The sequence below is a fragment of the Actinomyces sp. Marseille-P3109 genome (assembly GCF_900323545.1).
Taxonomy (GTDB): domain Bacteria; phylum Actinomycetota; class Actinomycetes; order Actinomycetales; family Actinomycetaceae; genus Actinomyces.
The window spans coordinates 1,959,683-1,982,701 of the sequence record NZ_OOHN01000008.1; the positions used below are offsets into that span (position 1 = coordinate 1,959,683).

Genomic DNA, 23,019 nt, shown 5'->3' on the forward strand with positions numbered 1-23,019 from the left:
CCGGGGGCTGCTCCGAAAGCCGCTCTGAGAGCTGACCACTGCCTGGCCGCGCCGCCGCGGCTGTCCTTCCGCACGCACGAGCTGCCCGATGACGCGCTCGCGGGACTGGAGCTCATCGACCTGCTGGCAGGCCGCGAGGAGGTCTGTTCCTGGGTCCACGAGGGACGCGGACTCATCGGCCTGGGGCGCGTCCTGACGATCACGGCCCACGGCGAGGGACGCATCGAGGCGCTGCGGGCGGCCTGGCGGGCCGTGATGGGCGCCGCCTGGTGGCGCGACGCGCTGGTGCGCCCCGGGACCGGGCCCGTGGCTCTGGGCACCATCACCTTCTCCCCCGCCTCCGAGCAGTCCTCAGTGCTGCTGGTCCCGGAGGTCCTCATCGGGCTCGACGACGACGGCGCCTGGCTGACGACCGCGGTGCCCGCCCCGGCGGGTCGGGCCGAGCCGGAGCACCCGGATCCCGAGGCGCTCGTCAAGAGGATTGTGGCTGAGGCTCGCACGGCCATTGGCCGGGAGCACGCTGATGGCGGCGGGGTCGCAGCCGGCAGCGAGGGTGCGGGCGACGCCACCGTCGAGGTCGGGGCTCTCAGCGAGGAGCAGTGGTGCCGGGCGGTGGCGGGCACGCAGGAACGGATGCGCGCAGGACAGGCCCGCAAGGTGGTCCTGGCCCGCGACGTCCTGGTGCGCCCGGCTGCGCCACTGGCCACCGGCACGGTGCTGCGGCGCCTGGCTGCCGACTATCCCTCCACCTGGACCTTCGCCGTCGACCGGATGGTGGGGGCCAGCCCCGAGCTGCTGCTGCGCCTGCGCGATCGACGTCTCATCAGCCGGGTGCTGGCCGGCACGGCCCGACGGCGCACCGGTGAGGACCCGCTGGCAACGGCCCGTCTGGCGGCCTGGTTGGAGGGCTCGGAGAAGAACAACCGGGAGCACGAACTGGCCCGAGCCTCGGCGATCGCTGCGCTGGAGCCGTTGTGCTCGGTGGTGGAGGCCCCGGCACGCTTCGTCCTGACGCTGCCCAACGTCCTGCACCTGGCCAGTGACGTCACCGGGGTCGTCGCCGGGGATACCGGCGCCCTGGCACTGGTGGACGCGCTGCACCCGACGGCGGCCGTGTGCGGGACGCCGACTCAGGCGGCGGCGCGTCTCATTGACGAGGCCGAGTCCATGGACAGGGGGCGCTACGCCGGCCCCGTGGGCTGGGTCGACTGGCATGGCGAGGGCGAGTGGTGCATCGCGCTGCGCAGCGCCCAGCTACCCCTGGGCGGAGCGGGCCCCCACTCCCCCGCGCTGGTCTTCGGGGGCGGCGGCATCATGCCGGACTCCGATCCGGTCGACGAGCTGGCCGAGACCACCGCCAAGATGCGCCCCGTGCTGGGAGCGCTGGGCGCGCATGGCTGACCAGTCCCCTGTTCAGGAGTCCTTGCGCTCGGCCAGGGTGACGTCGATGTCCTGCTTCTTGGAGTCGCGGATGACCGTGAGCTTGACCTTGTCGTTGGCGGAGTACTGGCGCACGTAGCCGGTCAGTGCCGAGCCCTGGGCGGTGGTCTTGCCGTCGATGGTGGTGACGACGTCATCCTTCTTCAGGCCGGCCTTGTCGGCGGGCGATCCGCTCTCGACCGAGGTGATCTTGGCGCCGGCGCGCTTCTCGCCGTCGGCCTCTGCGGCACCGGTCTCCAGGGTGACGCCCAGGTAGGCGTGGGTGGCCGACCCCGACTCGATGAGCTGCTTGGCGACCTTCTCGGCCAGCTTGACGGGGATGGCGAAGCCGATGCCGATGCTGCCCGAGCCGCCGCTCTCGCCGGAGCTGGAGCGTCCCATCGTGGCGATCGAGCTGGTGATGCCGATGACCCGGCCCTTCTCGTCGAACAGGGGGCCGCCGGAGTTTCCGGGGTTGATGGCGGCGTCGATCTGGACGGCGTTGGTGTAGACCGCCGACGCGGACGAGCCGCCCTCGCCGCCTTCTCCCTGGGCGTTGACGACGGGGCGGTCCAACGCCGAGATGATGCCGGTGGTGACCGTGGAGGACAGGCCCAGCGGGTTGCCGATCGCCATGACGTCCTGGCCGGTGGTCAGCTGGTCGGAGTCGCCGAGCTGGGCGACGGTGAGGTTGTCGGGGGCGTCCTTGAGCTGGATGACCGCCAGGTCGGTGGCGGGGTCGGTGCCGGTGGTCTCGGCGTCGTAGACGCGACCGTCGGCCAGGGTCACCTGGATCTGCGAGGCGCCCGCCACCACGTGGTTGTTGGTGATGATGTGCCCCTCCTTGTCGTAGATGACTCCGGAGCCCAGAGCGGTCCCGTTCTCCGTGGCGATGGCGATGGACACGACCGCGTTGGACACCGCGGCCGAGACGGCCTCCCAGTCGGGGGCATGGCCGGAGCTGTCAACGGTCTTGGTCGTGTCACCGGTGGCGATCGCGGTAGGGGCGGACGACGAGCGCGATGAGGCGCTCCCGTCGCGGACGTCGAGAGCCTTGACTGCTCCGATGGCGCCGCCGGCCCCCAGCAGGGAGGCGACCACGACGGAGACCACCAGGGCGAACCACCCAGGTCCCCGGCGACGTTTCCGGCCGCTCTCCCCACCGGAGGCGTCCGAGGCCGGGAAGAAGGAGCTCCCGGTACCGTGGTCCGCGGGCTGGGTGAAGTCGTGACCGCCGGGCGTCGTCGGGACGCTCGTGTAGGGCGAACCGAGGTGCGCCTGCTGCCCCTGGTAGGGCTGCTGGGAGAAGGGCTGGTCGTAAGGGGCGGCCGGCTGCCCCTGGGAGTGGGCGGGGTACTGGCTCTGCTGCTGGACCTGGGACTCGTACTGCCCCTGTGCCGGTTGGTACTGCCCCGGCTGCTGGTTCCCGTAGGACGCGGAGGGGCCCGCGGACTGTGCGTGAACCGACGTGGGCTGGTCGGCGGGCAGCTGCGAGGTGGGCCGGTCCGCGGACAGCTGCTGGGTGTACTGCGCGTCTTCCGCCCGGGCGGTACCGGGCAGGACCGGCTCGGGCTGGGAGGCGTCGGCGCCGTAGGCCTGGGAGAGATCCTCGTATCCGGCCTGGTTCGGGGGCGCACCCGGGGACTCGCTCAGGGGCTCACTGCCGGAGGACGCCGCGGCCGACGCCCCCTGGCTGCTGGCGGGCCGGGAGCCGACACCGGGGTGGCTTCCGTCTGCCGCCTGGCTGGGCTCAGCAGGCCGGTAGGTCTCCGGGTTCGTCTCGTCGTAGCCGCTCATACGTGTGTTCCTCCTCGGGCCGTCGGCCCTGTCCAGGTCAGCAGGTAGACAACATCAGGGCTCTGGACTGTTTCCGACTTTTGCCTGAGGCTCTGCTGTGGATCGTGTAACCGTTGTGATACTGCGCTCTGAGAGGAGGGAAGGGTGGGCTCGGGGTGAGCCGGCGCCTCTCCTCCGGTTCTCATCTCGCGCGGTGCCGTCTATCTCTATCGTCGTTCATGTTGTCCGGGCGTTAGGCGTGCGTCTGGCATCTGATCTGCTGCCATCCCCGCCGCTCCCCGCCTGCTCCTCCGCTCTCCAGACGACGACGCTGAGGCCGACGACCGGCTCGGCCAGGAGCTCCTGGAGAGCCGCGACGTCCTCGGGGACGTGGACGCGAGCGCCCAGGGCGGCGGCCAGCCCGGAAATATTCGCACACTGTGGGGTGGTGAAGAGCCTTTCGAACCGACTGGGCGCTGTGGTGTGGGCATACTCGAGGCGGGAGAAGATCGCTCCTCCGCCGTCGTCGACGACGATAACCTGAAGGTCCGCCTCCTCCTCACGGAGTCCTCTACCCATTGACATGGCATCGTGGAGGAAGGCGAGGTCCCCCATGATGGCACGCACCGGCCTGCCGGACGCCATCCACAGCCCGATGCCGGTGGCGATGGTGCCGTCGATGCCCGCCAGGCCGCGGTTGGCCACGGCTTTGGGTGCGGCACGGCCGGGGCCGGCGGGGCGGGCGAGGCGGTCGAGCCGCCGCACCGTCATGGAGGAGCCGACCAGGAGAGTGGGAGCGCCGGCGATCAGGCTTGCCTCCCACACGGCCTCCACCGCGGCGTTCGCGACGGCGTCGGCGCTGCCGGACCGGACCGGCTCGGGCAGGTCCGCCACGGCTCGGCGCCAGGAGCCGGTCCAGCTGGCGCCGGCCCGTACCAGGCCGAGGGAGTCGACCAGCCGGGCCGTTCGGAGGGCGATGTCGTCGGCTGACAGGAGACCAGGACCGTCGATGGGGATGACGCGCCGAGCCCGCCCGGACACGTCGGCCCACCGGGCGCGCTCGGTCAGGACGGTGATGTCAAGGTCCTCGCGCCCCAGGAGCGCGGAGACCGAGCGGCTGAGGCTGGGGTGGCCGACGACGATGAGGCGGCCGGCGTGGCCGGCGAGCCTGCGCCCCGGCCCGGTGGCCAGGAGCTCGGCGTAGCGGATCAGGGCCTGGGGGCCGCCGCGGGCCTGGGAGGTGGGCTCGGCCAGGAGCGGCCACCCGAGGTGCTCGGCCAGGGCCCGCGCCAGGGCTCCGACGGAAGGATGGGCGGTGTCGCCCGCGACAATGATCCCCTCACTGCCCTCCGGGGAGAGCGGCTCACTGGCCTGCTCGTCGCAGTCCATCCCGACAGCCGGCGGGGTCGGTGTCCTCGGCTCCGTGCCGTCCTCGGACGAGGTCGGATGAGCGGGTGCCGGCACGGATGGCGGAGTCGCCTCGCCGCTCGGAGCCGCCAGGGGCGGACGGAAGCGGGCGTTGATCTGCACCGGCCCCGGGTCCCTGCTCAGGGCACCGGTGGCGGCGACGACGGCGCGGCGCACCTGTCCGGCGATGGCAGCCTGGGCGGCACCGGCCCCGAGGTCGGCGGACAGGTCCGCGGGCAGGTCGACGGCCAGGCGCAGAGCCGGTGAGAGCAGCCCGGTCTGCTCGGTGGTCTGGCTGGCGCCGGTGCCCACCAGCTCGTGGGGCCGGTCGGCGCTGATGACGAGCAGAGGGGTCCCGGCGGCGTCGGCCTCGCTGACAGCCGGATGGAGGTTGGAGACGGCCGTCCCCGAGGTGGTGACGACAGCGGCGCACCGGCTGCGCCCGGCCAGGGCGTGAGCTCGGGCGGCGCCGAGGGCGATGAAGCCGGCACTGCGCTCGTCCAGGACGACCCGCAGCCTCAGGGTCCCGGTGTCGGCGGCGTCGGCCAGGGCATCCGCCAGCGGCGCGCTGCGCGATCCCGGGCACAGGACGACCTCACGGACGCCTTCGGCCAGAAGCGTGGCCACGAGGCTGCGGGCGTCGGCCAGGGCGGGCGGGAGCTGCGGGCACTCCGGTGAGTCGGTCACAGGGGCGAGGATACGAGAGCCCCCGGCCTCCGTTCCGCTGCGATGTGTCACAGTTCGCTGGGCCCCCGCACGGGCCCAGCGGGGGCCTACAGCGGCAGCCCGGCCACGGCCCGGCTCGGGTCGCGGGCCTCTCGCTGACGGCGGGAGTGCAGGGCGCCGGCCAGGTGCAGCAGGCGAGTCTGCCAGTGCCTGGTGAGGTAGGGGCCCGCCTTCACCTCGTCCAGGAGGCGCTCGGAGACGGGGGCGCCGGCGTCGACGCGCAGGACCCCGTCGTGGGGAACGACGCTGGGCTCGGCGACGTCCTGGCTCAGCAGGCGCACGGTCCCCAGGCCGCAGGCATGGCTCAGGGTCGGCAGGCTGAAGGCGAGAGTGGCCCCGGCCATGATGCCCACCGAGGTATCCAGAGCGGAGGAGACGACGGCGGGCAGCCCGAGGCGCTCGGCCATGTCCAGGGCCCGGCGCACGCCGCCCAGCGGGGCGATCTTGAGGATGGCGACGTCGGCGGCGCGCCGGTGCACGACCTCCAGCGGGTGGGCCGACAGCCGGATGGACTCGTCAGCGGCGATGGGGACGTCGACGGCGCGGCGCAGGTCGGCCAGGTCGTAGACGGTGGCGCAGGGCTGCTCGACGTACTCCAGCCCGCCGACGGCCCGGTCCATCTGCGGCAGGTTCTCGCGGGCGGTGTCCACGTCCCAGGCGCCGTTGACGTCGATGCGCACCTTTCCGGAGCGGCCGATGGCCGAGCGGACCGCCTCGAGCCGCTCCAGGTCGGCGGAACGCCGGTCGCGTCGGCCGGAGACCTTGACCTTGGCGGTCCTGGCCCCGGAGGAACTCACCAGTCCGGCCGCCTCCTCGGCACTGACCTCGGGGACCGTCACGTTGACGACAATGGTCTCGCGGTAGCGGGGCAGGAAAACGCCTCCCAGGGCCTGGGACAGGCCGGCGGCGAGCCAGGGAGCACTGGCCTCCGACCCATAGTCCCAGAACGGCGCGACCTCGCCCCAGCCGCCGGGACCGTGGAGCAGGACGCCGTCGCGACGGGTGATGCCGCGGAACGGCGTCGTCAGGGGAATGTCCCAGACCACGGCGCGGTCGATCCGGTCCAGCAGCCCGGTGGAGTCCTGCGCATGAAGAGAGGCGATGTCGATCTCGCCGCTGGCATGCTGATGGTCCGGACTCACGGGCACAGAATACGCACGATCTTCAACCAACATGATGAAACCGGGACAAGGGTGGCGGGCCCCACCTCAACAAACACCCCACGACCACCGTCCGAGGTCGTCGATCGGGGCCCTCGCCCCGCCCCGGTTGTTCCGCCGGTCAGTCGCCCAGGGTGGCGACCATGACGGCCTTGATGGTGTGCATGCGGTTCTCCGCCTGGTCGAAGACGATGGAGGCCCCGGACTCGAAGACGTCGTTGGTGACCTCAACGCCGTCCATGCCGGTGGCCTGGAAGATCTCCTCACCCACGGTCGTGTTGCGGTCGTGGTAGGCGGGCAGGCAGTGCATGAACCTGGCCTGCGGACCGGCGATCCCCATCAGTGAGGCGTTGACCTGGTAGGGGCGCAGCAGGGCGATCCGCTCGTCCCAAACCTCCTTGGGCTCTCCCATGGAGACCCAGATGTCGGTGTGGATGAAGTCGACACCGGCGACGCCCTCCTCAACCGACTCGGTCAGGGTGACGCGCGCTCCGGTGGACCGGGCGACCTGCCGGGCCGCCTCGATGCACTCCTCGTCGGGCCATAGCTCCCTGGGGGACACGATGCGCACGTCGGCGCCCAGGAGCGCGCCGTTGACGAGCAGGGAGCGCCCCATGTTGAAGCGGGCGTCGCCGACGTAGGCGTAGGAGATGTCACCGGCGGCCTTGCCCGCGTGCTCCAGCATGGTCAGGGAGTCGCACAGCATCTGGGTGGGGTGCCACTCGTCGGTCAGCCCGTTCCACACCGGCACCCCCGAGAGCTCGGCCAGGGCCTCGACGTGCTCCTGCTTCTTACCGCGGAACTCGATGCCGTCGTAGAAGCGCCCCAGGACCCGGGCGGTGTCCGCCACCGACTCCTTGTGACCCATCTGCGAGCCCGAGGGATCCAGGTAGGTGACCTGGGCGCCCTGGTCATAGGCGGCCACCTCGAAGGAGCAGCGCGTACGAGTCGAGGTCTTCTCGAAGATGAGCGCGATGTTCTTGCCGGTCAGCCGCTTCACCTCACGACCGGCCTTCTTGTCCTCCTTGAGCTGAGCCGCCAGCTCGATGAGCGCCATCCACTCGGCGGGGGCGAAGTCGAGCTCCTTGAGGAAGCTGCGGCCCTTGAGGCCGGCGAGGACGGTGGAATCGGGGGCGGCGAGCGCAGTCATGGGGATCCTTTCAGTGCGGTGAGCCGGGATGATGGTAAAGCACGTTGCGCACCGACGCGAGACGCCCTGAACAGGCTTTGTAGAATGATTCAAGCGGCTGAACACACCCATCCGGCCGGCCGGGGAGGAGCCATGAGCGAGAGCAGCATGGAACAGCGCAGCGCAGGACGTGGTCGCTGGAGGCCTGTCACGCCCATCTCCGCGATGGTGGTGGGGCGCCTGGTGCTCGGGGTGCCCGGGGCGATTGGGCTGACGGTGATCGTGTGCGTATGGTCCGCGATCACCGGAGCCGGCGTGGGATTCGGTCGGGCAGCTCTGTTCTCCCTGGTGGCGGTGGCCGTGCGCGAGCTCATCGATGCCTCTGCCCACCGGCTCATCATGCGGGCCTGGCGCTCCCGGGACGCTCACGGCCTGCTGCTGACCCTCATCGCCGTGCTGTGCCCGGCGGTCGCCGGATTCCTGGCGGCCCGGCTCCTTATCCCGGCATCGACGGCGGCGCTGACGGTTCTCACCTGGCTGCCGTTCATGGCCTTCGTCGCCGTCATTGAGAGACCGTGGGACACCTCGCTCAGTTATGACGCCCTCCAGGAGCGCATTCACCAGCCCCAGCCGTTCCCGTCGGAGTACATCACCGCCGACTTCCGCGACGGCCGCCGGTACGTGCCCGAGCTCCGCCAGGCAGCACTGACTCGGACGGCCCCGTAGGCTCCGAGCCGCCGGTCATCGATCACGTCAGCGGCCGGCCGAGGGCTCAAGGGTCCTACTCCGGTCAAACAGGCGCGAGTGATGAATATCAGTCAGGGAGCGATTGTCGACATGCAGTTTCGACTCGCGTGTAAAAGCGCCACCCGAGCTTGGAAAGAGCTGGTCGTCAGTGACCCTGATGACGGGAGGTCCTCACCAACTGATGATCGATTGCGTGAGTCACGCACGCAGCGATCCAGTCCGCGAACTGGATGTGTGCACTGGGCCTGGAGTCGATGCGCATGGGCGGTACCACGGCTCCGCGCATACGATCTGATCGATCATGGCAAGGAGATGGTTGTCTCTCCTGCCTGCGCAGCACACCAAACGGCGGAGAGTCTCAGCCATCGCCCTGGATGTTCCAGATCTCCGGTTTCATCGATACGCGCTGAAAGCGCTCCACCATCCCCTCGACGAACATCAACTGCGATGGCAGTCACACCCTCAGTAGGGTGGGCTTGCGACAGTCGTGGGCTGTGAGGCGGTAGGAGGAGCACATGAGCGCGCACAGCATCGCGCACACGCCGGACCACCAGCACAGGAAGCCGGCGGTCCCCCTGTCAGGAGTGGTGTCCGGGCGAGTCCTCCTAGGGATCCTTGAGGCGTTCATCGTGGGGATCACGGTCGCCCTCTGGTCCGCTCTCACCCGCGCCGGCCTCACCTCCGACCAGGTCACGGGATTCTCCATCCTGGCCACCGTGGTGCGCGAGGCCCTCGACGCCTCCTCGATGCGTCTGACCATGCGTCTTCAACGCTGCAACGACATGAACCGCGCGGAGCGAACCGCGGCCGCCTTCACCTTCCCCGCCGTCGGCGCGGCGGCTGCGGCCATGCTCTTCGCTCCGGCGCTCCTCGTCCCCCTCACCGCACTCGTGTGGGTCACCTCCATCGTCTCGGTCTGCGCGCTGGAGCGGACGTGGAAGACGCCGATGTCGCATGAGGAGATCAAGGAGCGCAGCCGCCGGACCCGCCTCATGACCCGGGAACACTTCGCCGAGGAGAGCTCCGACGGCCGGATGACCTTCCGTCCCATCGACGATGAGGGCTACTACCTCGACGAGGACGGCAAGCGCATCGAGGAGATCGAGGAGTGGGAATCCTCGTCGGTCAGCGGAGCCCCCGGGTCGTAGGAGGCGATGAGCGCGATCCGCTCATGCGCCATGAGCCTGGCCGACCACTCGTCCTCAGCCATGAGCGAGGCCCCGGTCAGAACCACGTCGCGCCCGCCGGTGCGGCACACGACCCGCGCCTCCCAGCCCGTGGTCGCCTTGACGGCCCTCGCCTCCAGGCGGCCACGCACCTGGTCCCATGGCAGCACGTACTGCCCCTTCCCGTTTCCCTGACGTCCCCGGACCGTCACGCCTGAGGGCTCGACGACGACGTAGGTGGGCGCATACAGCCAGGCGAACAGCACCAGCAGGTACACCAGCGCACAGACGTCGATCACGCCGACGACCGCCGGAATAACGAGGTAGGGAAGAACGTACCCCGATCCGTCCCACAGGAGGGACGCGAGCTCAGCGACCAACGCGAGAAGGGGGATGAAGGAGAAGCAGCGCACGGCTGAGACCAGTGCGCCCCCGTTGGCGCTGAACTGCTCCATGAGCAGGACGGCGGGGCGCTCCGGATCCGCCCCCTCGGGTCGCACAGGTTCCTCCGGCCGTGGATCGCGCGCCACGACCTCGACGGCGTGCTCACGCACTCGGTGCTGCGCCTGGCGCTCATCGGCCCCTGCGACATCCAGCCAGGGCAGCTCGATCCGGTTGCCGCCGACCACCACCGCGGTACGGATGAAGGTCGCCGCTCTGCTGCGGCGCGAGGGGCGGTCGGTGACAACGACGTCGAAGCGCCCGCGCACGCTTCCCCACCCCAGCGTTCTCTCCCCTCGTTCCGTGATCAGGTGGATCCCGCCGGCGTCCACGCGCATGCCGAACCTGCTGCGCAGAGAACGGACGGACAGGATGAGCGAGTACATGGCCAGGGGCACAGGGGTGAGGAGAAGACCGGCGAGCATTCCCAGTCCGCCGTCGGCGCCGTGGTGCGCCCCCACGCCGGCGGCGACAACCTCCGTGAGAATGAAGCCTCCGACAAGGACGATGAGTGCCCCGATGCCCAGAGCGCAGGAGGTCCGTAACCTCCTTCGAGCCGCGTCGTCGGGAAAAAACAACGGACTCGGCTCGACCCCGCTGAATCCCTGACCGCCATAGGACATGGCGTCTGCACTCATGGAGAGCTCCTTCCTCCTCAGCGTCGACGCTACGCGGGTGGGGCACGTCTTTCGATGGGCTCGGTTACCCATCAGTGATCCCGCCGTCGAGCATGCCGACGGCGGGATCACGACGTATGGCCTCGCCCCTTCAGGAGGACGGCACAGACGATCCGGCTGTATCAGGACTTCTTGAAGTCGTACTGCGGGTTCTTCTGGGACCAGGCGATGGCCGCCTCATCCTCCCTGCCCTCACCATAGGTATTGACGACGAGGTCCTCGAGACTTCCATAGGTGGGCTCGTCCATCTTGATGGATCCGAGCCACGTGGCGATCTCGGGATACTCCTGCGCAAACCCCTCTCGACCCAGGAAGTGGAGACCCTCCCCCTCGCCGAAGGCCCCCTTGGGATCCTCCAGGTCGCGCATGTTGAAGGTGGTGTTCGCCCAGAAGGGGTGCCAGAGGGTCACGACGATCTCATGCTTGGCGCTGACAGCCTTCTTGAGCTCGGTGAGCATGCTGGCGGTCGAGGAGGTCAGGAACTTCATGTCCTGCAGTCCGTAGGCCGGGATCACCTCCTCCTCGGAGGTCTTGACCAGACCGGACCCCGACTCGATGCCGACGATCCGGTTGTCGATCTGCGAGGCGTGGGGCTTGATGTCCTCGATCGAGGTCAGCGATGAGTAGTCCGGGACGGACCAGCACAGCTTCGCCGAGTCGTAGTAGGTCCCCAGGTCCTCGATGTACTTGCGGTACTTGTCCATGTAGTCCTTGTGGGTGATGTCGGGCCACGCGGAGGGATAGAGATCGACCGCACCCTGGCTGAGCCCGGCGTACAAGGGGCCGGCCTCACTCAGGTCAGTCAGCTTGATCTGGTACCCGGCCTTCTCGAGCTGGGTCTTGAGCAGATGGGTCATGGACAGACCGTCACTCCACGACGGGACGAAGCCCAGACGGATCCGCTTGCCTGCACCCGCCCCTCGCCCGCAGGCGGCGAGCGCGCCCCCACTCGCCAGAGCGGCGAGGGCGGTGGTGAACGTGCGGCGGGAGGTCTGCATGGCGTTCCTTCGGTGCGCGCCCGGCGCCGGTGAGGGCGGGGCGGAAAAGCGTCGTCGAGTCATGAGTCACCGCTTCTTGATGAGCGAGAGCAGCGAGCCCTCTTCCCGCGGCGCCCCGAGGGCCGCGGTCACCCGGTCCAGGAAGATCGCCAGGAACACGATGGACAGTCCCGCCTCGGTGCCCTTGGCGATGTCGATGGTGGACAGCGCGTTGACGACCTCCTTACCCAGGCCGTCAGCTCCGACCATGCCCGCGATGACGGCCATCGACAGGGCCAGCATGATGACCTGGTTGACGCCGGCCATGATGGTGGGAATGGCCAGGGGCAGCTGGATGCCCCGCAGGATCTGCCAGTCGGTCGCACCGAAGGAGCGCCCCGCCTCAACGGTCTCCTTGTCCACCTGCTTGATGCCCAGCTCGGTCATCCTCACCCCGGGAGGCATGGAGAAGATGAGCGTGGCGAACATGCCGGGAACCACGCCGATGGAGAAGAACAGGACCGAGGGGATGAGGTAGACGAAGGCCGGCATGGTCTGCATGAGGTCGAGGACCGGCCGGATCAGCGCGGAGACGTACTTGTTCCGGGCCGCCCAGATCCCCAGGGGGATCGCGAAGATGAGGGCGGTCAGGGTGGCGATGGTGACCAGCACCAGCGTCTCCATGGCGTTCTCCCACTGCCCCAGGGAGATGACGAGCAGGAAGGTGATGGCGGTCCCCACAGCCAGCCTCCACGACTTCGCCATCCACGCGATGAGTGCGAAGATGATCACCATGAGCAGCGGCGGCACGGCCAGGAGCAGGTCCACGAGGGTGTCGTTGACAGCGGTCCCGGCCTGGGAGATCACGGTGAGGAAGCCGTGAAGATGGTTCTGGATCCAGTCAATGAGGACCTCGACCAGCTTGCCCAGAGGAATCTTGGGAATGAAGGTCTGCGCGGGAATCATCAGGCGTCGGCTCCTTCGGCCTCGGTGGTCTCACTGGCCTCTCCGGCCTGCTTCGATGCGGATGCATCGGCCCGCGCGGCGGCCCGCACGGCCTCGACGCCCTGCTTGACGTCGTCGGACATGGCGGACTCAGGGGATCCGGCACTCAGGCCCTGATTCTGGTCGCTGATGGCCGCCAGCAGGGTGACTCGCGGGATGACGCCGGAGATCCGTCCCTCGTCGTCGACCACGACGATGGGGGCGGCGTGCTGGGCCGCGTGGGCGAACAGCTCGTTGACGGGGGTCGAGTGGGACACGACTGGCATCTCGTGGATCGTGGACAGCGGGAGGACGTTGGAGCCCTCGGTGACCGCACGGGCGACGTCGTCCTCCCAGACGTAGCCGAATGGCGTGCGGTCGCGGTTCTGCACCAGCAGCCACGGCGGCTGGTTCTCCCGGAGGAGCTTGTGGGCGGCGCGGGGGCTGCGGTCCGAGCCCAGGACCGCGTAGGGCGGCTCCGCGATGGAGCCGGCCGTCAGGACCCGAGTTCGGTCGACGTCGGCCACGAACCGTGAGACGTAATCGGAGGCGGGGTCTCGGAGGATCTCCTCGGCCGTGCCGACCTGCTCGACGCGTCCGTCGCGCATCATGGCGATCCGGTCCCCCAGCCGCATGGCCTCGTTGAGGTCGTGGGTGATGAACAGGATCGTCTTGCCGAGCTTGCCCTGGAGGTCGATGAGCTGGTCCTGCATCTCGCGACGGATCAATGGGTCGAGGGCGGAGAAGGCCTCGTCCATGAGCAGGATGTCGGTCTCGGCGGCCAGAGCCCGGGCCAGGCCGACCCTCTGCCGCATCCCGCCGGAGAGCTCACCGGGCTTGTAGCCGCCCCACCCGTCGAGGCCGACCATCGACAGCGCCTCCTCGGCCCGGCGCTCGCGCTCGGAACGGCTGATCCCTTGGATCTCCAGGCCGTAGGCGGCGTTCTCCCCCACTGTGCGGTGCGGCAGGAGAGCGAAATTCTGAAAGACCATGGAGACCCGCTCGCGGCGCAGGTCGCGCAGCTTCGGCTTGGAGATGTGGGCCAGGTCCTCCCCGTAGAGGGTCATGCTTCCCGCGGTGATGGGCAGCAGGCCGTTGACCATGCGGATGAGCGTGGACTTGCCGGAGCCCGACAAGCCCATGACGACGAAGATCTCACCCTTGTCGACGTCGAAGGAGGTATCGATGACGGCAGCGGTCTGCCCCGACTTCCTCAGGTCGTCCCGCGTTTTGCCGGCCTTGAGTCTCTTGACACCGTCGGACGGTCGTCGACCGAAGACCTTGTAGACATGGTTGGCCTCTATGACTTTCACAGTACTCCTCAAGATCTAGCTCCTGGGCCTGCCCGCTTCGGGACTCGAACGACGAACTGCGAAAACCGCTTCCGGGGCCCCAAGACGGCCGCAAGCCGGTTTTATGGTGCTGCGGAGCACTCAGGTGGTCAATTTGACGATATGTCCAAATTCGTCGATTTGCCGGGCCTCAGGCCTTGACACGCCCGAGGGCGTGGTCGGGGACACGCCCGGGAAGCGGGACCGGGATCGCCTCGCGCGCAGGGGCGGCCCCCGCCGCCCCGCAGTGCCAGAAATGATTGAAACGATCACGGATAATGAGGACTCGCATAGCCCGCACTCATCAGAACCTCAGGCGCGGGACATAACCAATAACTCGAACATCTGCAACCGGAGCTCTTCAAGGCGACCGTAAGTGATTATAATCACATTTTGTTCCGGGCCTCGATCGCGCCCGACTTCGGGACGGCGGACGGCACGAGGGACGCCTACCCGCCCGACCGCGCCTGCCGGAGAGAGGCGGACCGTCACCGACGCCACAGACCGCCCACGCGAAGCGGAGCCCGTCATCTCCCCCGAATCACTAGGCTGAGGGACACGATCACGGCTCAGAGAGCCGACTGGAGAGCCAACGAGGAGGAGACCGGCGTGCCGGCTGCAGGATGGACCCCGCCGGACGGGCCGAGTCCTCGAGGATTCCTCGGAGGCCCGGGAACGCAAGGACCCAAGGCCCATACCGACGTGCGCATCTCGAACATGTCACTCATCCTGCGCCACCTCCAGACGAGCCCCGCACTGTCGCGCACACGCCTGGCCCGCGAGACGGGACTGTCGAAGGCGACAGTGTCGACCCTGGTGGCCGAGCTGTGCTCACGGGGGCTGCTCGTCGAGGAGGAGCCCGACCTGTCCGGCAACGTCGGCAGACCGAGCACGGGTTTGCGCACGGCTCCGCGCGCGGCGGCGGGAATAGGCCTGGAGATCAGCGGCAGCTCACTGCTCCTGTCCATCGTGGACCTCACGGGGGAGGTTGTCCTGCGCAGCTCCGAGCTGGTCGGCGATACCGGGCACCACCCGGAGAAGATGATCGAACGCATCGGCACCATGCTGTCTCACGCCCTGGACCGACTGGCCGAGCAGGGGACGAACGTTCCGGGAATCGTCCTGGCCCAGCCCGGGATCATCGACTACGTCGGCAACACCGTGCGCTACTCCTCCATCCTGGGGTGGCACGACGTCGCCGTCGCGGACAAGGTCCACGACGCGGTCGCCCGTCGTATGAGCGCCCGTCAGGACGTCCCCATCATCACGCTGGAGAACGACGCCAAGCTCGCCGCACTGGCCACCTACGAACGCTACGCGGACGCCGGGGTGCGCAACCTGCTCTACCTGTCGGGCGGAGAGGGAATCGGTGCCGGCATCATCGCCGACGGATACCTCCTGCGGGGCTGGCTGGGTCTGACCGGCGAGGTCGGGCACATGCCCGTAGAACCCGAGGGCCTGCCATGCCGATGCGGGCGACGAGGCTGCTGGGAGACCCGCTCCGGGCTGCAGGCACTGACGTCGGCCTACCCCGCGGACGACGAGGTGCGTGACGAGACCACCTCCCTGGAGGATCGCATCGAGATCCTGCGCCGACGCTTCGACGCCGGGGATGCCGAGCTAACGCACCGGCTGAGGCTGTCTCAGCAGGCACTCACGCAGGCGCTGGCGATCCTGGCGGACGTCCTCAACCCCCAGGTGATCGTGCTGTCGGGATACCTGGCCGCCTTCGCGGACGTGTTCCTCTCCCCCACCACCACCGCCCTGGAGGCGCGGCTCCTGGACACGCGCGCCCGAGTGAAGGTGAAGGTCTCCCACCTAGGAAAGTGGGCTTCATCACACGGAGCGGCTCTGGTGGCACTGGAATCCGTGCTCGACAACCCCTCCCTGGTGGACCTCGGGCACAACACCTAGCCGTCGTCGGACATATCGACCACCTCGCCAGTAGCAGGCGGGCAGCGCGTGCTGTATTTTGTTCGGAGTTCAGACTATTCAGCTCGAAGGAGCGCTGATGTCTCTCCAGACCCAGCCCGCGCCGCAGGTCCCCGCCCAGGAGGGGGGACGTCTCACCCTGCCGATCCAGACCGGCATGGACGAGGACATCCGGGCCCTCGTCGCCCGTCTGGGCGCCGACGCCGTGCGGAACTCCGACGGCACCGAGCTGCCCGGCATCGTCTCGGAGCTGGCCACCAAGGTCTACTCCACCTACTTCGTCGGACGTGGGGACAACGCCTGGGCGGACGCTCACCCCGAGGAGGCCACCAGGATCTTCCTCATGTCCGACCGGGTCACCGCCACCGCCGACGGCCCTGTGAGCATCGACCTGCTGGCCTCCTGGTTCGCCGATCAGGTCCAACCGGACACCGGCTGCGACGTCTCGCGCTGGTGGCAGGCCCACGACCGCACCACCGGCCAGGAGCTGCCAGCGCAGGCTTGGAGCATCGGGGCCGACGGACGCACGGTCACCGTGCACGACGCGCTCGCCGGACACGTCTACACCGTCAGCTTCCTGGCGACCCAGATCTGGGATCCGACCCAGATGTACAACTACCTCACCAACGGCTGGGCCGACGACCCCTCGCGTGCGAGGGAGAAGCCCTTCGACGTGCGCCATACGGCCACATGGGCTCACGTGCGCTCCCACCTGAGTACCTGGCTCGCCGAGCATCCCGAGGTGGACGTGGTCCGCTTCACCACCTTCTTCTACCACTTCACCCTCGTCTACGGCTCCGACGCCACCGAGCGCTACGTCGACTGGTTCGGCTACTCCGCCTCGGTGAGCGTCCCCGCCCTGGAGGCCTTCGAGGAGGAGTACGGCTACCGTCTCACCGCCGAGGACTTCGTCGACGCCGGGTACTACAACTCCCCCTTCCGGGTTCCCACCCGCGCCTTCCGCGACTGGATCGACTTCCAGCAGCGATTCGTCTCCTCCCGGGTACGCGAGCTGACCGAGGCCGTGCACGCCCGGGGCAAGGAGGCGATGATGTTCCTGGGGGACAACTGGATCGGCGCCGAGCCCTACGGGAAGTACTTCGCCACGACCGGAATCGACGCCGTCGTCGGCTCTGTGGGCTCGGGGGCGACCTGCAGGATGATCGCCGACATCCCCCATGTCCGGTACACCGAGGGCCGGTTCCTGCCCTACTTCTTCCCCGACGTCTTCCATCCGGGCGGTGACCCCGTCACCGAGGCGAACCGCAGCTGGCTGGAGGCCCGCCGCGCCATCGTGCGCTCCCCCCTGGACCGGATCGGCTACGGCGGCTACCTGTCCCTGGCCGTCGAGCACCCCGACTTCATTGACCGCATCGAGCAGATCATCGCGGAGTTCCGCTCCATCCACGAGCGCTCCGGAGGCCGCCGGCCGCTGACCCCCGGTTTCAAGGTCGCCGTCATCAACTCGTGGGGCCGCCTGCGCTCCTGGATGTCGCACATGGTGGCGCACGCGCTGTGGTACCGCCAGGCCTACACCTACCTGGGGGTCCTGGAGGCGCTGTCGGGCCTGCCCCTGGACGTGGAGTTCCTCTCCTTCGACGACGTGCGCGCAGGCATCCCCCAGGACGTGAAGGTCCTCATCTGCGCGGGGGCCGAGGGCACCGCCTTCTCCGGAGGCGAGCAGTGGGCGGAGGCGGACCTGGTCGCCGCGGTCAGCTCCTTCGTCGCCGCAGGCGGCGGCCTCATCGGGGTAGGAGCTCCCAGCGCCCACCCCGCCCACGGGGTCACCTTCCAGCTCGCCGACGTCCTGGGCGTCGACCGTGAGATCGGCTGGGGACTGAGCACCCGCCGGCCCCGTCCTGACGTGCAGGAGCACTTCATCAGCCAGGACCTGACCGGCGGCTTCGACGACGGCGAGGGCACCCCCGACGTCATCGTCACCAGCCCCACCACCCGGGTGCTCGACGCCGCAGACGGCCAGGTCCGCCTCGCGGTCAATGAGCTGGGCCGGGGCAGAGCGGTGTACGCCACGGGGCTGCCCTACTGCGCCCAGAACTCCCGCATCCTGCACCGGGCCGTCTTCTGGGCCGCCGGCCAGGAGGAGGACTTCTCCCGCTGGGCGGCCCTCGACCCCAGGGTGGAGGTGGCCGCCTACCCCGATGGGCGCACCACCCTCGTCATCAACAACGCGCCAGAACCCGTCACGACGACGGTTCCGACGCCTCAGGGCCCCCGGACGGTGCGTCTGGAGGAAGGAGGGTATCAGTGGCTCACCGCTCCAGCGCAGTGAGCGACCCCGTTCCATGTTCTGCAGGCGGATGCGCGTTGACAGCGTCATGTCACCGTCCTGTGACCGCCCCACCCCTCCGGCACCCGCCGGTCCCCTTTTCAATGACGAAGAAGGACAATCCCATGAAGAAACATGCACTGGCCGCCTCGATGCTCGCCCTCGCGCTGCTCGCCTCAGGCTGCTCGGCCACGACCGGCTCATCCGGTGCGTCAGGATCCGACGGCGTGATCCGCTACCTGCACCGCCTTCCCGACGGTGAGGGCATGACGAAGGTCAATGACATCGTGGCCCGGTGGAACGCCGAGCACCCTGACATGAAGGTCGAGGCCACCAAGTTCGACGGCAAGGCCCCGGACATGAACGTCAAGCTGGAGAACGACGTCAAGGCCGGGACCGCCCCGTGCCTGGCGCAGGTCGGCTACGCCGAGATCCCCAAGCTCTACTCCTCCGGCCTGCTGGCCGATGTGTCCAGTGAGGCGGAGAAGTACAAGAGCCACTTCTCCGAGGGGTCCATGTCGCTGATGACCGTCGGCAAGACCACCGTCGGCCTGCCGCAGGACTCCGGCCCGCTGGTCTACTTCTACAACAAGGCCGCCTTCGACCAGCTTGGGCTGAGCGTGCCCACCACGAGCGCCGAGCTGGCCGACGTCGCCCAGAAGGCGGCGGCCCAGGGCAAGTACGCGCTGGCCTTCGAGCCCGATGAGGCCCCCAACACCCTGGCGGGACAGTCGGCCGCGGCCGGCGCCCAGTGGTTCACCGCCGACAACGACAAGTGGAAGGTCAACGTCACCAGCCCGGAGACAGCCAAGGTCTCCACCTTCTGGCAGGGCGTCCTGGACTCCAAGACGGCCCTCGTGGCCAACCGCTGGGACGACGCCTTCGGCAAGGCGCTGGTCGACCAGCAGCTCATCGGCACCATCGGCGCCGCCTGGGAGGGCGCGCTCCTGGCCGACACGATGAAGGACTCCCCCAACGCCGGCTCCTGGGCGGTCGCCCAGCTTCCCGCCTTCGGTGACACGCCCATGTCCGGTCCCGACGGCGGTTCCGGTGTGGCCGTCCTCAAGGGCTGCTCCAACCCTGAGGGGGCCATGGCCTTCAACGACTGGTTCAACACGCAGGTCGACGACCTGGCCACCCAGGGACTGGTCCTGACCGCGAAGGCACCGGTGAAGACCCCGGAGTCCATCTCCACCTTCTTCGGAGGCCAGGACGTCTACGCCGAGTTCACCAAGGCCAACGCGACCGTGAACTCCAAGTTCGGCTTCATGCCGACCTGGCCCTCCCTGGCGGACCCCATGACCCAGGCCGCCGAGGCGGCCGGGAAGGGAACCGGCAAGGTCGATGACATCTTCCAGGCGGCCCAGAAGAGCTCTGTCAGCTCCCTGAAGGACGCCAACCTGCCCGTCGCCGAATAGGCAGTAGGCAGCTACCGGCACCACGATCGAAGTGAGAACACCATGAGCACGACGACGAGCACGACGACAACGACGGTGGGGCGCTCCCCGGCCATCCGCACCACCTCGCTGCGCAAGCGCAGGCAGGCCCGGGCGGGTATCGGGTTCGTGGCACCGTTCATGACCATGTTCGCGGTCGTCTTCCTCATTCCGATCGTGGTGTCGGTCTACCGATCCTTCTTCCGGGACGTCGCCGCGGGCGGAGACCTTTATGGCGGCGGGGACAAGGTCAGCACCTTCGTCGGCCTGGACAACTACGCCCAGGCCGCGGGGCAGCCCGCCTTCTGGAAGGGAATGGGGCGGGTCCTGCTGTTCGGCGTCGTCCAGGTCCCGGTCATGATCGTGGCGGCGCTCGCCCTGGCGCTGGTGCTCGACTCCCTCCTGGTCAAGCGGGTGACGGTCTTCCGCCTGGGCTTCTTCCTGCCCTACGCGATCCCCGGGATCGTGGCCGCGATCGTGTGGCTCTACATGTACAACCCCAGCTTCTCCCCGATCAACGAGCTGCTGGGACTCGTGGGGCTCAACGTGGACTTCTTCGGCAGGAACATCATCCTGTGGTCGATGGCGAACATCACGACGTGGACCTTCACCGGTTACAACATGCTCATCTTCCTGGCGGCGCTCCAGTCCGTTCCCCACGAGCTCTACGAGGCGGCCCGCATCGACGGCGCCACCGGGTGGCAGATCGTCCGGCGCATCAAGATCCCCATGGTCCGCTCCGCCTCCCTGCTGGCGGTGCTGCTGTCCATCATCGGAACCGTGCAGCTGTTCAACGAGCCCACCGTTCTGTACAACCAGAACCAGTGGATGGGGCTGGACTACACCCCGATGATGATGGCCTACAACTCGATGACCGGCGCGCTCTCACCATCCGGCTCGGGCCCGGCGTCCGCGGTCTCCGTCCTCATCGCCCTGGTGGCCGGCGTCCTGGCCGCCCTCTACGCCCTGGTGCAGAACAGGATCGACAAGTGAAGCCCACCGACACCCCTCGTTCGCTGCGTCCGTCGATCCCCACGCGGGTCCTGACGATCGCGGTCCTGGTCATCGTCCTGGCCTACATGCTCGGCCCGGTCTACTGGCTCATCGTCTCCTCCACCAAGTCCAACTCCGATCTGCTGACCACCTCCGGGTGGTGGTTCTCCCAGCGCAACAGCTTCTCCGCCAACTACACCGCGCTGATGAGCTGGACCCAGGGACTCTTCTGGCGCTGGATCCTCAACTCCCTGCTCTACTCGACCCTCGCCGGGGTGCTGGGAACGCTTCTATCGGTCGCCGCGGGCTACGGCCTGGCGAAGTTCGAGTTCGCCGGTCGGGGCGCCGTGCAGGTCGCCATCCTCTCCGGTCTCCTCATGCCCATCGCCCTGCTGACCATCCCCCTGTACCTGGTCCTCGACGCCGTGAACCTCACCAACACCATCTGGTCGGTCATCCTTCCGTGCTCGGTCAGCCCCTTCGGGGTCTTCCTGGGCCGCGTCTACGCCGATTCCTCGGTGCCCAACGAGATCATCGACTCGGCCCGCATCGACGGGGCCGGCGAGATCCGCATCTTCTTCACGATCGTCCTGCGGCTGCTCGCCCCGGCGATGGTGACCATCTTCCTGTTCATCTTCGTGGCGACCTGGAACAACTTCTTCCTGCCCCTGATGACGATCAACTCCGCCTCGCTCAAGCCCGTCACCCTGGGGCTCTATGGGATGTCGTCCTACTTCAACCCCCAGTACGGTGCGCTCCTCCAAGGAGCCCTTCTGGGTGTCATCCCCTTGATCGTGCTGTTCCTGGGCCTGCAGCGCTTCTGGCAGTCCGGCCTGGCCGCCCTCTACGCCCTGGTGCAGAACAGGATCGACAAGTGAAGCCCACCGACACCCCTCGTTCGCTGCGTCCGTCGATCCCCACGCGGGTCCTGACGATCGCGGTCCTGGTCATCGTCCTGGCCGTCCCGCCGCCCCGTCCCGGGCAACGGCGCCTCACCAGAGGAACAACCATGATCCACTTCGGCACCGGCGGCTGGAGAGCCGTGATCGGCGATGAGTTCACCCGCGCCCACGTCAGGCTCCTGACCCAGGGGCTGGCCAACCGCATCCTCGCTGAGGACACGGCCGAGCAGGGCGTCGTCATCGGCTACGACCGCCGCTTCCTGTCGGACACCGCAGCCTGGTGGGCCGTCGAGGTGCTCGTCGGAAACGGTATCCAGGTCACCCTCATCGACCGCCCCTCCCCCACACCTACCACCATGTGGACCGTGCGTCGTCTCAAGGCCGCCTACGGGATGGCCGTGACCGCCTCCCACAACCCGGCCCTGTACAACGGCATCAAGATCTTCCTGCCCGGTGGCCGTGACGCCGATCTGGAGTTCACCGACGAGCTCGCCGCCTCCCTGGGACTCCTGACGGATGCGGACGTGCGCAGCGTCGAGCCCCATGAGGCCCGCTCCTGCGAGCTCGTCACCATCCAGCGCTCCATCAACTGGTACCTGGACGCGATCATCGACAAGCTCGACACCGAGACCATCCGCCACGCCCACATGCACATCGTGCTGGACCCGATGTTCGGGGTCTCCGAGACGAGCCTGCAGACGATCCTGCTGACCGCCCGCTGCCAGGTGGACGTCATCCACGACCGCCACGACCCGCTGTTCGGGGGCCGCATGCCCTCACCCACCGAGGGAACCGTGACCACCTTGCGCAACGCCGTCGTCGAGTCCGGCGCAGACCTGGGCATCGCCACCGACGGTGACGCGGACCGTCTGGGCATCATCGACGACACCGGCGCCTACCTCACCCCCAACCAGGTCCTGGTCCTGCTCTACGACTACCTACTGACCCGAAAGGGGTGGACGGGCCCGGCCGTGCGCAACATGTCCACCACCCACCTGCTGGACCGGGTCGCGGCCGCCCACGGGCAGGTCTGCTACGAGGTGCCCGTCGGCTTCAAGTGGATCAGCGCCAAGATGGCCGAGACCGGCGCCGTCATCGGAGGCGAGTCCTCCGGCGGTCTGACCGTGCGCGGTCACATCCCCGGCAAGGACGGGGTCTACGCCGGCTCCCTGCTGGTCGAGGCGGTGGCGGCCTCGGGCAAGAAGCTCTCCGAGCTCTACGCCGATATCGTGGCCAGGTACGGCGAGCTCGTCATGGTCGAGGGCGCCTACGGCTTCACCTCCGAGCGGCGCGCCGAGCTGGAGGAGCGCATTTTCTGCGCCCATGATCTTCCCGCCTTCGCTCATGACGTGGAGCGCGTCTCCTGGGACGACGGCTGCAAGGTCTACTTCACAGGCGGCGGCTGGGTGACGATCCGCTTCTCGGGCACCGAGCCGCTCCTGCGGGTCTTCGCCGAGATGCCCACCGGTGACGAGGCCCGCTCGATCGCGGCCGTCGTCGCGAGCCACTACGGCCTGAACGCCTGAGAC

General features: G+C 68.6%; 18 protein-coding genes. 9 read left to right on the plus strand and 9 right to left on the minus strand.

Features of this window, described 5'->3' with window-relative positions:
* The first annotated feature begins 24 nt into the window (after positions 1-24).
* Positions 25-1,401: an isochorismate synthase gene (locus tag BQ8008_RS08535; RefSeq protein WP_108834812.1), complete on the plus strand. Its 1,377-nt coding sequence runs from the start codon at positions 25-27 to the stop codon at positions 1,399-1,401.
* Between the two features lie 12 nt (positions 1,402-1,413).
* Here the strand turns inward: BQ8008_RS08535 and BQ8008_RS08540 are convergent, their stop codons facing one another.
* The 4 genes from BQ8008_RS08540 to argF form a co-directional block, all read right to left on the minus strand.
* A complete protein-coding gene (locus BQ8008_RS08540; RefSeq protein WP_108833642.1) occupies positions 1,414-3,216 on the minus strand; it encodes a S1C family serine protease in 1,803 nt (600 codons plus the stop codon).
* A gap of 216 nt (positions 3,217-3,432) precedes the next feature.
* Entirely contained in the window at positions 3,433-5,289 is a 1,857-nt protein-coding gene (menD, locus tag BQ8008_RS08545) for a 2-succinyl-5-enolpyruvyl-6-hydroxy-3-cyclohexene-1-carboxylic-acid synthase (protein ID WP_108833643.1), read from the minus strand.
* Between the two features lie 86 nt (positions 5,290-5,375).
* Positions 5,376-6,503 carry an o-succinylbenzoate synthase gene (locus BQ8008_RS08550; RefSeq protein ID WP_108833644.1) on the minus strand — a complete coding sequence of 376 codons (1,128 nt, stop codon included), beginning with the start codon at positions 6,501-6,503 and terminating at the stop codon, positions 5,376-5,378.
* A gap of 106 nt (positions 6,504-6,609) precedes the next feature.
* Complete coding sequence (argF, locus tag BQ8008_RS08555; protein ID WP_108833645.1) at positions 6,610-7,638, minus strand: ornithine carbamoyltransferase; 1,029 nt, start codon at positions 7,636-7,638, stop codon at positions 6,610-6,612.
* Between the two features lie 204 nt (positions 7,639-7,842).
* On the opposite strand from argF, the gene BQ8008_RS08560 reads away from it, so the two are divergent.
* Together BQ8008_RS08560 and BQ8008_RS08565 are read left to right on the plus strand one after the other, a co-directional pair.
* On the plus strand, positions 7,843-8,343 hold the full coding sequence (locus BQ8008_RS08560) for a hypothetical protein (protein WP_108834814.1): 501 nt from the start codon (positions 7,843-7,845) through the stop codon (positions 8,341-8,343).
* Positions 8,344-8,879: 536 nt separating this feature from the next.
* Positions 8,880-9,512 carry a hypothetical protein gene (locus tag BQ8008_RS08565; protein ID WP_108833646.1) on the plus strand — a complete coding sequence of 211 codons (633 nt, stop codon included), beginning with the start codon at positions 8,880-8,882 and terminating at the stop codon, positions 9,510-9,512.
* On the opposite strand, the gene BQ8008_RS08570 is transcribed toward BQ8008_RS08565, so the two are convergent.
* The 5 genes from BQ8008_RS08570 to BQ8008_RS13340 form a co-directional block, all read right to left on the minus strand.
* Entirely contained in the window at positions 9,431-10,609 is a 1,179-nt protein-coding gene (locus BQ8008_RS08570; RefSeq protein WP_108833647.1) for a hypothetical protein, read from the minus strand. The genes BQ8008_RS08565 and BQ8008_RS08570 overlap by 82 nt on opposite strands.
* Positions 10,610-10,770: 161 nt before the next feature.
* Entirely contained in the window at positions 10,771-11,646 is an 876-nt protein-coding gene (locus BQ8008_RS08575; RefSeq protein WP_108833648.1) for a glycine betaine ABC transporter substrate-binding protein, read from the minus strand.
* Between the two features lie 66 nt (positions 11,647-11,712).
* Positions 11,713-12,591 carry an ABC transporter permease gene (locus BQ8008_RS08580; protein ID WP_108833649.1) on the minus strand — a complete coding sequence of 293 codons (879 nt, stop codon included), beginning with the start codon at positions 12,589-12,591 and terminating at the stop codon, positions 11,713-11,715.
* Complete coding sequence (locus BQ8008_RS08585; RefSeq protein ID WP_108833650.1) at positions 12,591-13,922, minus strand: quaternary amine ABC transporter ATP-binding protein; 1,332 nt, start codon at positions 13,920-13,922, stop codon at positions 12,591-12,593. Before BQ8008_RS08585 ends, BQ8008_RS08580 begins: the two co-directional genes overlap by 1 nt.
* 169 nt (positions 13,923-14,091) lie before the next feature.
* Positions 14,092-14,232 (minus strand): hypothetical protein, encoded by a 141-nt coding sequence (locus BQ8008_RS13340; RefSeq protein WP_159086783.1) that lies wholly within the window; start codon positions 14,230-14,232, stop codon positions 14,092-14,094.
* Between the two features lie 410 nt (positions 14,233-14,642).
* On the opposite strand from BQ8008_RS13340, the gene BQ8008_RS08590 reads away from it, so the two are divergent.
* The 6 genes from BQ8008_RS08590 to BQ8008_RS08615 all read left to right on the plus strand — a co-directional run bounded on the left by BQ8008_RS08590 (position 14,643) and on the right by BQ8008_RS08615 (position 23,016).
* Positions 14,643-15,854, plus strand: coding sequence for an ROK family transcriptional regulator (locus BQ8008_RS08590; protein ID WP_234415307.1), 1,212 nt, complete (start codon positions 14,643-14,645; stop codon positions 15,852-15,854).
* Positions 15,855-15,951: 97 nt separating this feature from the next.
* Positions 15,952-18,162, plus strand: a complete 2,211-nt coding sequence (gene gnpA, locus BQ8008_RS08595; RefSeq protein WP_108833651.1) for a 1,3-beta-galactosyl-N-acetylhexosamine phosphorylase — start codon at positions 15,952-15,954, stop codon at positions 18,160-18,162.
* Positions 18,163-18,284: 122 nt separating this feature from the next.
* Positions 18,285-19,577, plus strand: coding sequence for an extracellular solute-binding protein (locus tag BQ8008_RS08600; RefSeq protein WP_108833652.1), 1,293 nt, complete (start codon positions 18,285-18,287; stop codon positions 19,575-19,577).
* Between the two features lie 42 nt (positions 19,578-19,619).
* On the plus strand, positions 19,620-20,588 hold the full coding sequence (locus tag BQ8008_RS08605; protein WP_108833653.1) for a carbohydrate ABC transporter permease: 969 nt from the start codon (positions 19,620-19,622) through the stop codon (positions 20,586-20,588).
* Positions 20,585-21,466 (plus strand): carbohydrate ABC transporter permease, encoded by an 882-nt coding sequence (locus BQ8008_RS08610; protein ID WP_108833654.1) that lies wholly within the window; start codon positions 20,585-20,587, stop codon positions 21,464-21,466. Before BQ8008_RS08605 ends, BQ8008_RS08610 begins: the two co-directional genes overlap by 4 nt.
* A complete protein-coding gene (locus tag BQ8008_RS08615) occupies positions 21,463-23,016 on the plus strand; it encodes a phosphoglucomutase/phosphomannomutase family protein (RefSeq protein ID WP_234415308.1) in 1,554 nt (517 codons plus the stop codon). The genes BQ8008_RS08610 and BQ8008_RS08615 overlap by 4 nt, the downstream gene beginning before the upstream one ends.
* The last annotated feature ends 3 nt before the right edge of the window (positions 23,017-23,019 follow it).

Bases quoted from the DNA above. Each gene is read 5' to 3' on its own strand.
- BQ8008_RS08540 (WP_108833642.1), bottom strand. From the start codon at position 3,216: ATGAGCGGCTACGACGAGACGAACCCGGAGACCTACCGGCCTGCTGAG.
- BQ8008_RS08550 (WP_108833644.1), bottom strand. From the start codon at position 6,503: ATGTTGGTTGAAGATCGTGCGTATTCTGTGCCCGTGAGTCCGGACCAT.
- argF (WP_108833645.1), bottom strand. From the start codon at position 7,638: ATGACTGCGCTCGCCGCCCCCGATTCCACCGTCCTCGCCGGCCTCAAG.
- BQ8008_RS08560 (WP_108834814.1), top strand. From the start codon at position 7,843: ATGGTGGTGGGGCGCCTGGTGCTCGGGGTGCCCGGGGCGATTGGGCTG.
- BQ8008_RS08565 (WP_108833646.1), top strand. From the start codon at position 8,880: ATGAGCGCGCACAGCATCGCGCACACGCCGGACCACCAGCACAGGAAG.
- BQ8008_RS08570 (WP_108833647.1), bottom strand. From the start codon at position 10,609: ATGAGTGCAGACGCCATGTCCTATGGCGGTCAGGGATTCAGCGGGGTC.
- BQ8008_RS08575 (WP_108833648.1), bottom strand. From the start codon at position 11,646: ATGCAGACCTCCCGCCGCACGTTCACCACCGCCCTCGCCGCTCTGGCG.
- BQ8008_RS08580 (WP_108833649.1), bottom strand. From the start codon at position 12,591: ATGATTCCCGCGCAGACCTTCATTCCCAAGATTCCTCTGGGCAAGCTG.
- BQ8008_RS13340 (WP_159086783.1), bottom strand. From the start codon at position 14,232: ATGCGAGTCCTCATTATCCGTGATCGTTTCAATCATTTCTGGCACTGC.
- gnpA (WP_108833651.1), top strand. From the start codon at position 15,952: ATGTCTCTCCAGACCCAGCCCGCGCCGCAGGTCCCCGCCCAGGAGGGG.
- BQ8008_RS08600 (WP_108833652.1), top strand. From the start codon at position 18,285: ATGAAGAAACATGCACTGGCCGCCTCGATGCTCGCCCTCGCGCTGCTC.
- BQ8008_RS08605 (WP_108833653.1), top strand. From the start codon at position 19,620: ATGAGCACGACGACGAGCACGACGACAACGACGGTGGGGCGCTCCCCG.